The sequence below is a fragment of the Nocardia sp. BMG51109 genome (genome assembly GCF_000526215.1).
Classification (GTDB): Bacteria; Actinomycetota; Actinomycetes; order Mycobacteriales; family Mycobacteriaceae; genus Nocardia.
The window spans coordinates 3,054,840-3,067,668 of record NZ_JAFQ01000004.1 but is presented as its reverse complement, the minus strand read 5'-3'; the positions used below and the strand labels follow the sequence as shown (position 1 = coordinate 3,067,668).

At 69.2% G+C, this 12,829-nt stretch carries 12 protein-coding genes and 1 pseudogene; 2 read left to right on the top strand and 11 right to left on the bottom strand.

The genetic code is table 11. From position 1 onward, the window contains the following. Positions 1-86: 86 nt before the first annotated feature. Both D892_RS48535 and D892_RS0115495 read right to left on the bottom strand, forming a co-directional pair. Positions 87-218: pseudogene (locus tag D892_RS48535) on the bottom strand (hypothetical protein); the annotation flags it as partial. A 151-nt stretch (positions 219-369) separates the two neighbouring features. Continuing rightward, positions 370-741, bottom strand: a complete 372-nt coding sequence (locus tag D892_RS0115495) for a VOC family protein (protein WP_024802114.1) — start codon at positions 739-741, stop codon at positions 370-372. Positions 742-826: 85 nt separating this feature from the next. On the opposite strand from D892_RS0115495, the gene D892_RS0115490 reads away from it, so the two are divergent. After that, a complete protein-coding gene (locus D892_RS0115490) occupies positions 827-1,291 on the top strand; it encodes a MarR family winged helix-turn-helix transcriptional regulator (protein ID WP_024802113.1) in 465 nt (154 codons plus the stop codon). Here D892_RS0115490 and D892_RS0115485 read toward each other — a convergent pair whose 3' ends face one another. Continuing rightward, entirely contained in the window at positions 1,292-1,717 is a 426-nt protein-coding gene (locus tag D892_RS0115485; RefSeq protein ID WP_024802112.1) for a PPOX class F420-dependent oxidoreductase, read from the bottom strand. Positions 1,718-2,023: 306 nt separating this feature from the next. On the opposite strand from D892_RS0115485, the gene D892_RS0115480 reads away from it, so the two are divergent. Next, positions 2,024-2,356 carry a hypothetical protein gene (locus tag D892_RS0115480; RefSeq protein ID WP_156959516.1) on the top strand — a complete coding sequence of 111 codons (333 nt, stop codon included), beginning with the start codon at positions 2,024-2,026 and terminating at the stop codon, positions 2,354-2,356. A 118-nt stretch (positions 2,357-2,474) separates the two neighbouring features. Here D892_RS0115480 and D892_RS0115475 read toward each other — a convergent pair whose 3' ends face one another. The 8 genes from D892_RS0115475 to D892_RS0115440 form a co-directional block, all read right to left on the bottom strand. Continuing rightward, positions 2,475-3,092, bottom strand: a complete 618-nt coding sequence (locus D892_RS0115475) for a response regulator transcription factor (RefSeq protein WP_024802110.1) — start codon at positions 3,090-3,092, stop codon at positions 2,475-2,477. Continuing rightward, positions 3,089-4,237, bottom strand: coding sequence for a sensor histidine kinase (locus tag D892_RS0115470; RefSeq protein ID WP_024802109.1), 1,149 nt, complete (start codon positions 4,235-4,237; stop codon positions 3,089-3,091). Before D892_RS0115470 ends, D892_RS0115475 begins: the two co-directional genes overlap by 4 nt. A 70-nt stretch (positions 4,238-4,307) precedes the next feature. Then, positions 4,308-6,257, bottom strand: coding sequence for an acetoacetate--CoA ligase (locus D892_RS0115465; protein WP_024802108.1), 1,950 nt, complete (start codon positions 6,255-6,257; stop codon positions 4,308-4,310). A gap of 294 nt (positions 6,258-6,551) precedes the next feature. Beyond that, positions 6,552-7,373 carry a CoA ester lyase gene (locus D892_RS0115460; protein WP_024802107.1) on the bottom strand — a complete coding sequence of 274 codons (822 nt, stop codon included), beginning with the start codon at positions 7,371-7,373 and terminating at the stop codon, positions 6,552-6,554. A 64-nt stretch (positions 7,374-7,437) separates the two neighbouring features. Continuing rightward, positions 7,438-7,908: a MaoC family dehydratase gene (locus D892_RS0115455; RefSeq protein ID WP_036567091.1), complete on the bottom strand. Its 471-nt coding sequence runs from the start codon at positions 7,906-7,908 to the stop codon at positions 7,438-7,440. 68 nt (positions 7,909-7,976) lie between these two features. Continuing rightward, positions 7,977-9,137 carry an acyl-CoA dehydrogenase family protein gene (locus D892_RS0115450; RefSeq protein WP_024802105.1) on the bottom strand — a complete coding sequence of 387 codons (1,161 nt, stop codon included), beginning with the start codon at positions 9,135-9,137 and terminating at the stop codon, positions 7,977-7,979. Continuing rightward, positions 9,134-11,218 (bottom strand): biotin carboxylase N-terminal domain-containing protein, encoded by a 2,085-nt coding sequence (locus tag D892_RS0115445; RefSeq protein ID WP_084161085.1) that lies wholly within the window; start codon positions 11,216-11,218, stop codon positions 9,134-9,136. The genes D892_RS0115450 and D892_RS0115445 overlap by 4 nt, the downstream gene beginning before the upstream one ends. Beyond that, positions 11,218-12,810 carry a carboxyl transferase domain-containing protein gene (locus D892_RS0115440; RefSeq protein WP_024802103.1) on the bottom strand — a complete coding sequence of 531 codons (1,593 nt, stop codon included), beginning with the start codon at positions 12,808-12,810 and terminating at the stop codon, positions 11,218-11,220. The genes D892_RS0115445 and D892_RS0115440 overlap by 1 nt, the downstream gene beginning before the upstream one ends. Positions 12,811-12,829: the final 19 nt, after the last annotated feature.

Genomic DNA, 12,829 nt, shown 5'->3' with positions numbered 1-12,829 from the left:
TGGTCCAGGTGCGCACCCCGGCGGTGCAGAGCGGTGCGAATTCGCTCGAGGACGGGGAGAGGGTTTCGGTAGAGGTGCTTGGCGCTGACGCGAATGATGCACCAGCCGAGGGCCTCGAGCATCGCGAGCCGATCGATATCCTTCATGCGCTGATCGGGATCGGTCCAGTGCTTGTCACCGTCGTACTCCACACCCACCTGCCACTCCCGCCAGCCCATGTCGATGTAGGAGACGAAGCCGGTGTGCCGATCGCGGACCGCCAATTGCGTTGCGGGAGAAGGAAGTCGGTCATCCAGAAGCATCAGCAGCGACCGCTTCCTGCGACAACGCCGCCAAGCTTCCTGATGATCCGTAGTCCAGGTTCGGTGCTCAGGGCGCGGCCGTGAAGAGTTCGTAGCTGTGGCCGTCCGGGTCGCGGACGTAGACGCCCCGGCCGCCTGCCAGGTGATTGATCCGCCGGTCCCAACCGTGTTCCGGGCCCGACCCGTAGTCGACCGCCGGCCACTGCGCCAAGCGTTCGAGCACGGCGTCGAAGGTGGCGTCGTCGACCAGGAAGGCGTAGTGGCCGGGTTCGGCTCGGCCGCGCTGGTCGAAGTCGAGCGTGAGGTCGTCGTTGACGCGCACCGGAGTGAACGGGCCCGCCGGCGCCGCCACCGACAATCCCATCAGATCGGCGAAAAATGTTGCCGCCGTGTGCTTGTCGGTGGCGGGCACGATCGTGTGGTTGAGAACGATGGACATGGCAGACCTCTTCGGCTGTGGGCATCCCCAGTTTTGTATGCGATACGCATACAAATATACATGCAGATCGCATACAATTGCCATCGTGAGCAATCGACGAGAGGACCCGGCCGCGGAGGGCGGTCCGGCCCTCTTCCGGCTGGTCCGGTTCTGGTCACGCCGCTGGGTCAACCAGACCCTGGTTCCGGGCGAACCCGACGGCGACGTGCGCCGGGTCCAGTACATCCAGGCCGTGGAGGCGGTGTCGGCCGCGCACCGGTCCGGGCAGGAAGCCACGGTCACGACCGTCGCCACCCAGCTCGGCCTCGACCACTCCGGTGCCAGCCGCATCGTGCGCGACACCGTGACGGCCGGTTACCTCGCCCGGGCCGACTCGGCCCGCGATCGCCGCCGGGTCGTCCTGGAACTCGCCGAGAGCGGCGAACGACTCCTCGCCGCCGCCCACGACTGGCAGCGGCGCTGCTTCGACGAACTCACCGCCGACTGGGACGAGCCCGACCGCCGACAATTCGCGGGCTACCTGCGCCGACTCGCCGACGAGGCCACCTGACTACCCGGTCATATCGAACCCGCCGAGGATCTTGCCGGGCCGCAGCCGGACCACCAGCTCGCCCGGCACGGCATTGCGCTTGCCGAACTCCTCGGCCCGGTCGGCACCCATGTACCGGCCGGCGATCGCCGTGGCGGTGCGCAGCAGCTCATCGGGATCCTCGGAGACGGCGGCGACGCCTTGCACCTGCAGGTACCCGAACGGCGGTTCCTCCAGGTCGACGCATAACGCCAAGCGCGGATCGCGCGCGATCGCCCGCCCCTTGGCGGTGTCCTTCCCGGTGTTGAACACCAGTTCGTCGCCCTCCAGGATGAACCAGACCGGATTGATGACCGGCCGGCCATCACTGGCCACGAACGCGAGCTTGCCGGTGCGCGTGCCGTGGGACAGGAATTCACGCACTTGGGGATCGGTAATGGAGGCCATGTCGCCAGCCTACGACCGAGGACCGACGAATCTCCGCAACCGCGCGACCACAGCCGCCTTCCGGCCGACGTATCCGTCCCGAGTTCCGTCGATGTCACCGGCCGACCTGGATCACGACCAATCCGCATCGGAGCCCACTGCTCCGACCGCCCGAGCCGAACCCACGAAGTGTCCGGACCGGACGGTCCCCGGGTTGGCGTGTTCGAGCGATCTTCTTTAGCCTGAGCGAGATTCGAAGGCCCGTACCCGCACCGGTGCATACACCCAGTGATCCCGGTCGGCCGGCAGCGATAGTGGGGGATCATAGTGAGAACTGTTCTGAGAACGGCGGTGACCGCGGCCGCGATCGCCGCCTGGGGTGTCCTCGGCACGCATACGGCCTCCGCGACACCGCCGACACCAGCTCCCGAACCCGGTGGCGTCATCCGGTTCGACCTCCCGCCCGGCGAATGGTGGAACTGCCAAGGCGTGAGCCCGCAGCCACCGTTTCTCGAATACGCGCCGGCCTACTACGTGTGGGCGCAGGGCCCCGCACCGATCTACCTGCGGTTCACCCCTGGCGCGCAGGTGTGGGTCAGTTGCACCGGGACCGGCCTGCCGGTCATCTGGTACGGACCGATCGTGACGGCAGGCCAGTAGCGTCGATCGACGGCAGACGCGGGCATACCGTCGCCCGTTCGCCGCTGCGGCAACAGGCCCAGAACAGCGTGCCGACCGCCCGGGGCCGATCCCGCATGCGCGCTACCCGGACAGCCTCTCAGATCGCCCCGCTCTCCCGGGCCCGCGCGACCGCCGACGTCCGCGACTTCACGCCGAGTTTCGAATAGATGTGCACCAGATGGGATTTCACGGTGGTCTCGCTGAGGAACAGCCGCTTGCCGATGTCGCGGTTGGAGTGGCCGTCGGCGACCAGGCGCAGTACCTCGATCTCCCGGGCGCTCAGGGTGGTGTCGGGCTTGCGCTCGCGGGTTCTGAGCCGGGAGGCGACCGAGGGGGACAGGACGCTCTCGCCCACCGCCGCGCCGCGCACGGCCGCCAACAGCTCGGCGGGCGGCGTGTCCTTGAGGATGTAGCCGCAGGCGCCCGCCTCGATGGCGCCGAGGATGTCGGCGTCGGTGTCGTAGTTGGTCACGACGAGCACGTTCGGCGGATGCGGCAGGCCGCGCAACGCGGCCGTCGCGTCGACCCCCGACTTTCCCTGCCCGAAGCGCAGATCCATCAGCACCAGATCGACATCGGTTGTGCCGCAGAAGGTTATGGATTCCTCCGCGGTCGCGGCCTCGCCGACCACCTCGACGTCCGCGCCCGAGTCCAGCAGGGCACGCAGCCCGGCGCGGACGATGGCGTGGTCGTCGGCCAGCAGCAGACGGATCATGACGAGCCCTCCAGCGGGAACGACACGGCGACGGCGGTGTGTCCGGGTTCGGATTCGACGTTCATGGTGCCGCCCTGCCGTTCGACCCGGCTGCGCATGGCCTCGAGCCCGAACGTGCCGCGCGCGAAGACCTCCGGGTCGATGCCGATCCCGTCGTCGACCACGTCGAGGTGCACGGCGTCGACGGCATAGGTGAGGGTGATGTGCATCCGCTCGGCCCGCGCGTGCCGCACCACGTTCGAGACCGCGCCCTGCGTCACCCGCACCAGCGCGGCCTCGGTCGACATCGGCAGCCGCTCCGGCGTTCCCTCCACCCGCATCCCGGTCCGGAGTCCGGGGGCGCCGGCGCGCTGGGCGATCCGGTCCAGCGCCTCGGTCAGCGATTGCCCGTCCAGCGCGGCGGGCGTGAGTTCGCCGATCAGCTGCCGGGTTTCGGCGAGGCTGTCGGCGGCGGTCTCCCGAGCCAGCCGAATCTGTTGCAGTGCGGGATGTTCCGGTCCGGAGCGCTCGGCGGCGTGCAGCAGCAGCTGGATGCTGGACAGCCCCTGCGCCACCGTGTCGTGGATCTCCTGCGCCAAACGCTGTCGTTCGGCCAGCTTACCGGCGGTGCGCTCCTGTTCGGCCAATGTGGCACGGGCGGCGAGCAATTCGTCGATCAGCCGCTGGCGTTCGGCGGCCTCCTGGAACATCGCCCGGTACCCCAGGCCGATCGCGACGGCGACGAGCGCACCGAGCAGCGGGCCCACGACGCCGCCGATCGTCCACCCCTCGTGCAGCGCGAAGCCGATCACCGATGCCGCCGCGGCGGCAGCCACCGCCACCGCACCCCAGATCCGCGGCAGCAGATGCAGATACAGGAAGTACAGCCCGAACGCGAGATACACCGCATCCGGCGCGAGCGCCACCAGCCCCAGCCACAGGACGGTCAGCACGCCCAGCCACGCCCGCGCCGCCACCGGCCGCCCACGCAGCACCCCACCGGCGAAGTACACGGCCAGGAACAGCACCGTCAGCGCGACCGCACCCCACCGATGCTCACCCCCCACCAGCGCCCGCCCTGCCACGACCGCCGACAACACCACCATGAGCACATGCAGCCCGAGCTGCAGCGCTGCGAAGACGGGAGCCAGCGGCGATCGATGCACGCCTGCCACCTTATGCGGGGTTATCGGCGCGATCTGCCACAACGACACCCGCGTCGCGAATACCGGCCTTTCAAGATTTCTCGGAATCGCCGGACGGCTCGACCGCCGCGTACCAGTCCAGCAGGCCGGGATTGTCGACGGCGCTGCGTTCCACGACGCGGGCCGCGTCGGCGCCCTGGAAGATGCGCTTGATCGGGACCTCGAGTTTCTTGCCGGTGCGGGTGTGCGGCACGCCCGGGGCGGCGATGATCTCGTCGGGGACGTGCCGGCGGGAGACCTCGGTGCGGATCGCGTCGCTGATCCGCCCGCGCACCTCGTCGGTGAGTTCCGCGCCCTCGGCGAGCACCACGAACAGCGGCATCCAGTAGCCGCCGTCGGGCTGTTCGGCGCCGATCACCAGGGCCTCGGCGACCTCCGGCAGGCGCTCCACCGCCTGGTAGATGTCGGCCGAGCCCATCCGAATCCCGTGGCGGTTCAACGTCGAATCGGACCGGCCGTGGACGACGATGCTGCCGTGCTCGGTGAGGGTGATCCAGTCACCGTGCCGCCACACACCCGGGTACGTCTCGAAATACGCACTGCGGTACCGGGTTCCGTCCGGATCGTTCCAGAACTTCACCGGCATCGACGGCATCGGCCGGGTGATCACCAGCTCACCGACCTCGCCACGGATCGGATGCCCGGTCTCGTCCCAGGCATCCACGGCCGCACCGAGGAACGGCACCGACAGCTCCCCGGGCCACACCGGAACCGTGCGCACGCCGCCGATGAACGCCGACACCACATCGGTGCCGCCGCTGATCGAGGCCACCTGAACTCGCTCACCGACGTTGTCGCGCAACCACAGTGACGAGGACGGCGGCAGCGACGACCCGGTGATGCCGACGGTCCGCAGTGCCGACAGATCGTGGTCGCGACCGGGTACCGCGCCCGCCTTGATGCACGACAGCACATAGCCGGGGCTGGTCCCCAGCACGGTGGTCCCGGTGCGGGCGGCAAGATCCCACAGCGTATCCGGGGCCGGGTAGCTCGGACTGCCGTCGTAGCAGACGATGGTGGCACCCACCAGCAACCCGGCGATCTGGTAGTTCCACATCATCCAGCTCGGGCTGGTGAACCAGAAGAAGGTGTCGTCCGGACCGATATCGGCCTGCAGGCCGACGCCTTTCAGATGCTCGAGCAGTACGCCACCGTGACCGTGCACGATTCCCTTGGGCAGCCCGGTGGTTCCGGAGGAGTAGAGAATCCACAGCGGATGATCGAAATCGACCTTCCCCGTGTCGATCTCGGCACCGACGGGCACCGTGACCTCCGCCCAGTCCAGCGAGTTCGGCACCTCGGCACCGATCCGCGACACCACCACGGCGGCCCGCAGCGTCGGCAGCCCCGCACGCAGATCGGCGATCTCGCCGGTCTTGTCGTGGGTCTTCCCGCCGTAGTGGTAGCCGTCGGCGGTCACCAGCACGACGGGTTCCAGCTGGCCGAGCCGATCGAGCGCCGCCTTGGCGGAATAGTCCTGGCCGCAGGCGCTCCAGACGGCGCCGAGGCTCGCCGTCGCGAGGAAGGCGATGACGGTCTCCGGGATGTTCGGCAGATAGCCGGCGACCCGGTCGCCCGGCTCGACGCCCTGCGCACGCAGCACCCCGGCGAACGCGGCCACCCGCCCCAGCAGCTCGTCCCACGAGACCTCGGTCAGCGCCCCGCCCTCGGCGGGGTAGACGATCGCGGGACGGTCCGAACGCGCCTGCCGCACAACCTGATCGACATAGTTCAACCGAGTACCCGGAAACCACTGCGCCCCCGGCATTTCCGCACTCGCGAGCACCTGTTCCGGGGCCGCGCCGAGACCGAAGTACTCCCACAGCGCACCCCAGAACCCGGACAGATCGTCGACCGACCACTGCCACAGCGAGCGATAGTCGGGGAACTCCAGCCCGGTTCGCCCGGCGACGAACCGCGCGAAGTCGGTCACCTGCGCATTCGCGACATCCTGCTCACTCGGCACCCACTGCGGTTCCACGACGATCCTTCCTACGACCTCGTCAGACGGTTGTCCCGGCCGGGCAACCCGAATACCCGGCCCCTCGCCCCGGCGCGCTCCCGCTCGGCAACCGCATCGTCTTCCCGGCCTGTCACACCGGCGGGTGGCCATCTCGTCGGCCCGGCATGCGTTCGGCCGGGATCCGCACGGCGATCGGCCGACGGCGTCAGGGGATTCCGGCCACGAGCGCGCCGGAACGACGGAAGCGGGGCACGCCCGCACAACGGGACCGCGACAACGCGAACGGCCGCGTCGGTGCCCATCGACCCCACGTCAGCCCTCGGACCCCGGCAGAGCCCGTTGCAGGACGCGTTCCGCGTGCCGGAGGACCGGGCCGTCGACCATGCGGCCCTCGAAGGTGAAGACGCCACGGTTGTTCGGCACCTCGGCGAGAACCTTGCGGGCCCAATCCACTTCCTCCGGCGTCGGTGCGTAGGCCGCGCGAATCACCGGCACCTGACTCGGATGGATCGCCACCTTGGCATCGAAACCCACCGCCACCGCATCGTCGGATTCCGTGCGCAGGCCGTCCAGATCGCGAATGTCCAGATAGACCGAATCCAGCGCGATCTTGCCGTACGCCTTGGCCGCCAGCAGCGACGCCGAACGCACATGGCGGGCGACATCGCGGTACCGGCCGTCGGCGAACCTGCTCGCATTGCCGCCCAGCGCGGCCACCAGATCCTCGGCGCCCCACATCACGGCGACCGCATTGTCCGCGCGCACGACCTCACCGACCGTCAGTGCGCCCAGCGGCGATTCGATCAGCGCGATCACCTCGTACTCGGACAGCCCCGAGACCTGTTCGATCGCTTCGCATTTGGGCAGCATGATGCGCCGATAGCGAGTACCGGCCAGCGCCTTCAGATCTCGGGCGTGCTCCTCGGTGCCGGCCGCGTTCACCCGCACCACCGTGCGCTCGGGGTCGAGCGGCGTCGCGGACAGCGCCTCCCGGGCCGTGGCCTTATCGGCCGCTCCGACACCGTCTTCCAGATCGAGGATCACCACATCCGCCGCCGCGGCGGCCTTCTCGTAGCGTTCCGGGCGATCCGCGGGACAGAACAGCCATGCCGAGCCGGGAATCTCCCACGTCATATCCACGCCTCCTGAATTCGTCCTGTGCGACCGGCGGTGCGATCCCCCGTACCCGGGTGCCCGCTCATTCCGGCGCCTTCCGCACCAGAGTCTTCCGGATCGCCGTCGCCACCACATCACCGTGCTGATTGCGGCCCGTATGCGCGAACGTCAGGATCCCTTCCCCCGGACGACTCTTGGACTCCCGTTTGTCGGTGACCACGGTCTCGGCATACAGGGTGTCGCCGTGGAACAGCGGCTTGGGAAAGGCCACCTCGGAAAAACCCAGATTCGCCACGATGGTGCCCTGCGTCAGCTGCGTGATCGACAGCCCGATCAGCGTCGCCAGCGTGAACATGGAATTCACCAGCCGATCGTGGAACGGCGCCTGAGCCTCGGCGAACGCGGCATCCAGATGCAGCGCCTGGGTATTCATCGTGGCCGTCGTGAACAGCACATTGTCGGCCTCGGTGATGGTGCGGCCGGGCCGGTGCTCGTACACCACATCGGTCTCGAACTCCTCGAACCACAGGCCACGCTGCACCACCCGGCGCATGTCCTCACGCTGTGCCGATGGTTCACTCACAATCTCACGCTGTGCCGATGGTTCACTCGCAAGCTCGCTCACAGCCCCAGCTCCCGTCCGATGAGCATCAACTGCACCTCCGTGGTGCCCTCGCCGATTTCCAGGATCTTGCTGTCCCGGTAGTGCCGGGCCACAGCATATTCGTTCATGAACCCGTAGCCGCCGAAAATCTGGGTGGCGTCCCGGGAATTGTCCATGGCCGCCTCGCTGGCGACGAGCTTCGCGATCGCGGCCTGCTTCTTGAACGGCTTACCGGACAGCATCAGTGCGGCCGCGTCGTAGTACGCGGTCCGGGCCGCGTGGGCGCGCGCCTCCATCCGGGCGACCTTGAAGGCGATGGCCTGATTGCGTCCGATCGGCTGCCCGAACGCCTCCCGTTCGCGCGCGTACCGGACACTTTCGTCGACGCACCCCTGGGCCGCACCGACCGCCAGCGCGGCGATGGCGATCCGCCCCTCGTCCAGGATGCGCAGGAAATTGGCGTACCCGCGCCCGCGCTCGCCGAGCAGATTCTCCTGCGGCACACGGACATCGGTGAAGCTGAGCGGATGGGTGTCGGAGGCGTTCCAGCCCACCTTGTTGTACGCCGGTTCGGCGACGAAGCCCGGGGTGCCGGCCGGCACCAGGATCGTGGAGATCTCCTTCTTGCCCTCGCGCTGCCCGGTCACGGCCGTGACGGTCACCAGGCGGGTGATGTCGGTACCGGAATTGGTGATGAACTGCTTGCTGCCGTTGATGATCCAGTCGTCGCCGTCGAGCACGGCCGTGGTGCGGGTGCCCCCGGCGTCGCTGCCGGCGCCCGGTTCGGTGAGGCCGAAGCCCGCCAGCGCGCGGCCGGAGGTCAACTGCGGCAGCCATTCCTGCTTCTGCTTGTCGTTGCCGAACCGGTACAGCGGCATGGCGCCCAGCGAGACGCCCGCCTCCAGCGTGATCGCGACGCTCTGGTCGACCTTGCCGAGTTCCTCCAGCGCCAGGCACAGCGCGAAGTAATCGCCGCCCATGCCGCCGTACTCCTCCGGGAACGGCAACCCGAACAGGCCCATCTCGGCCATGCCGGCCACCACTTCGTACGGGAAGCTGTGCTCCGCATCGTGTTTCGCGGCCACCGGCGCCACCACACGGCTCGCGAAGTCGCGCACCGTCAGCGCGAGTTCGCGGTATTCGTCGGGGAGGGTGCCCGTGGACAGGTAGTCGGTCATGCTCGATCCTTCGATTCGTCGGTGTCCGGCCGGGCCCGATCCGCACCGTCCTCGTCGCCGGTGGGCGGCGCCGCGTCGCTCCCGGCCGCGAGCGGCACGATGCGCGCCAGCACCTGCTCGACCTGCACCTGCCGCCCCGATTCCACCAGCAGCTCAACGGTTCCCGCGATCGGCGCGGTGAGCGTGTGCTCCATCTTCATGGCCTCCACCACCACGACGGGCGCACCCGCCGCCACCACGGCCCCGGCCGCGGCGGGCACCGCGATCACGGAACCCGGCATCGGACTGCGTATCTCGGCATCGCCGGTCTGCTCGGCATCGGCCCGCGGGTTGGCCTCGGCCACCTCGCGCAGCATCGCCACACCGCCGGAGTCGGCCACCCACAGCTGTCCGTCGTGCTCGGCCACCCGGAACCGGCGGCGCACCCCGTCGAGGGTCAGCGTCAGCACATCACCGTCGAGACCGGCCGACAGCGACCGCGATTCGCCGTCCTCCACCCTGGCCTCGGCGGCCGCCGGGGTGCCGGTCAGATACACATGGGCCGTGCGATCACCACCGGTCAGGCGGATCGCGACCGGTGCGGGTGCACCGACCCGCCAGCCGTTCGGGAGATCCCACGGATCGTCGGCCGCCGAGGGCCAGCGCCGCACCCACCACAGCGCGGCGGCCGCGACGAACTGTTCGTCGGATACGGGCGCGGGACGGAAGTCCACCGCGCGCCGGTCCAGCAGCCCCGTATCCAGCCGTCCCGCAACCACATCCGCATCGGCCAGCAGGAACCGCAGGAAGTCGGTATTGGTCCGCACACCGAGCACGAGCGTATCGGCCAGCGCCCGATCGAGTCTCGCGACGGCCTCGCCGCGATTCGGCGCGTAGGCGATCACCTTGGACAGCATCGGATCGTAGTCGCTGCCGACCGCGGTTCCGGCGCGCAGGCTCGAATCCACCCGCACCCCGGTGCCGTCCGGCTCCGCCAGCGCCAGCACCGTGCCGCCGGTCGGCAGGAAATCGCGCCCCGGGTCCTCGGCGTAGACGCGGGCCTCGATCGCGTGCCCCGTCATCCGGACGTCTTCCTGTGCCACCGCGAGCTTCTGGCCGGCCGCCACCCGGACCTGGCATTCCACCAGATCGACGCCGGTGACCAGCTCCGTGACCGGATGTTCCACCTGCAACCGGGTATTCATCTCCATGAAGAAGAATTCGCCGGGCCGGTCGGCGGACACGATGAACTCCACGGTGCCGGCGCCGAGATACTCGACGCTGCGCGCCGTGTTGCACGCCGCCGCGCCGATCCGGGCCCGGGTCTCGGCGTCCAGCAGCGGCGAGGGCGCCTCCTCGATCACCTTCTGATGCCGGCGCTGCAGGCTGCATTCCCGCTCACCGAGATGCAGCACCTGGCCGTAGCTGTCGGCGAGAATCTGCACCTCGATATGCCGGGGCCGCGTGACGAACCGCTCCAGGAACAGCGTGTCGTCACCGAAGGCCGCCGCCGCCTCGCGCCGCGCACTGCGCAGCGCGTCGGGTAGCTCACCGGCCTCGTGCACCAGCCGCATGCCCTTGCCGCCGCCTCCGGCCGACGGCTTCACCAGCACCGGATAGCCGATATCGGTGGCGGCGTCGATCAATTCGGCATCGGCGAGCCCCGGACGGGCGATCCCCGGCACCACGGGAACGCCGAAGGCGGCGACCGCGTTCTTGGCCGCGATCTTGTCCCCCATGACCTCGATCGCTCGCGCGGACGGACCCAGGAACACGATCCCCGCCCGCACCAGCGCCGCCGCGAACGCCGAATTCTCCGACAGGAACCCGTATCCGGGATGCACCGCCTGCGCGCCCGTGCGCACGGCGGCGTCGACCACCCGCTCGATATCGAGGTAGCTCTCCCGCGCGGGCGCCGGGCCCAGCCGCACGGCGGTGTCGGCCTCGTGCACGTGCCGCGCACCGGCGTCGGCGTCGCTGTACACCGCGACCGAGCGAATTCCCATGGTGCGCAACGTCCGAATCACCCGCACCGCGATCTCGCCGCGATTGGCGACCAGCACGGTGTCGAACGGAACCGGTGAGGTACTCAGCATTGTCATCACATCCGGAACACGCCGTAGGAAACGGGCTCGAGCGGCGCCTGCGCGCACACCGACAGGGCAAGTCCCAGCACGGTTCTGGTGTCGGCGGGATCGATCACGCCGTCGTCCCACAACCGTGCGGTGGAATAGTACGGATTCCCCTGTTCCTCGTACTGATCTCGAATCGGCGCCTTGAACGCCTCCTGCTCCTCGGCGCTCCACGCCTCGCCCAGTTGGTCGCCGCGCACGGTGGCCAGCACCGAGGCGGCCTGCTCGCCGCCCATCACCGAGATCCGCGCGTTCGGCCACATCCACAGGAAGCGCGGGGAATACGCGCGGCCGCACATCGAATAGTTGCCGGCGCCGTAGGAGCCGCCGATCACCACGGTCAGCTTCGGCACCCGGGCACAGGCGACCGCGGTGACCATCTTCGCGCCGTGCTTGGCGATGCCGCCTGCCTCATAGTCGCGCCCGACCATGAAGCCCGTGATGTTCTGCAGGAACACCAGCGGGATCGACCGCTTGTCGCACAGCTCGACGAAATGCGCGCCCTTCTGGGCGGATTCACCGAACAGCACGCCGTTGTTGGCGACGATGCCGACCGGATGGCCGTGGATCCGGGCGAACCCGGTGACCAGGGTCTTGCCGTATTCGGCCTTGAACTCGGAGAATTCGCCGCCGTCGACGACCCGGCCGATCACCTCGCGCACGTCGTACGGGGTACGCAGCCCGACCGGCACCACATCGTAGAGTTCCGACTGCGGGGCAACGGGTTCCACCGGCGGCGCCACCTGCCACGGGGTCGGCTCCTTCGGGCCCAGCGTGCTCACGATATCGCGCACGATCCGCAACGCGTGCTGATCGTCGTCGGCGAGATGGTCCGTGACTCCCGAGGTGCGCGAATGCAATGCGCCGCCGCCCAGCTCCTCGGCGGTGACCACCTCGCCGGTGGCGGCCTTCACCAGCGGCGGCCCGCCCAGGAAGATAGTGCCCTGGTCGCGCACGATGACGGCCTCGTCACTCATCGCGGGCACGTACGCGCCGCCGGCGGTGCACGAACCCATGACGGCGGCGATCTGCGCGATTCCCTTGGCGCTCATGGTCGCCTGGTTGTAGAAGATCCGCCCGAAGTGCTCCCGGTCCGGGAACACCTCGTCCTGCCGCGGCAGATACGCACCGCCGGAGTCGACGAGGTAGACGCAGGGCAGGCGGTTCTGCAGCGCGACCTCCTGCGCCCGCAGATGCTTCTTGACCGACATCGGATAGTAGGTGCCGCCCTTGACGGTGGCATCGTTGGCGACGATCACGCATTCGCGGCCGGACACCCGGCCGATCCCGGTGATGATTCCCGCGCCCGGACATTCGTCGCCGTACATGCCGGTGGCCGCCAGCGGCGACAACTCCAGGAACGGGCTGCCCACATCGAGCAGCCGATCCACCCGCTCGCGGGGGAGCAGCTTGCCGCGGGCCACGTGCCGTTCCCGGGCCTTGGCCGAGCCGCCGAGCGCGGTCGCCGCCAGCCGCCCGCGCAGGTCCTCCAGCAGCGCCAGATGCTCCGTCCGGTTGTCGGCGGCGGTATCCGCGCCCGCCGCGTCTCGCGTAACCGTCATCACGCCATCCTGCTCAGTC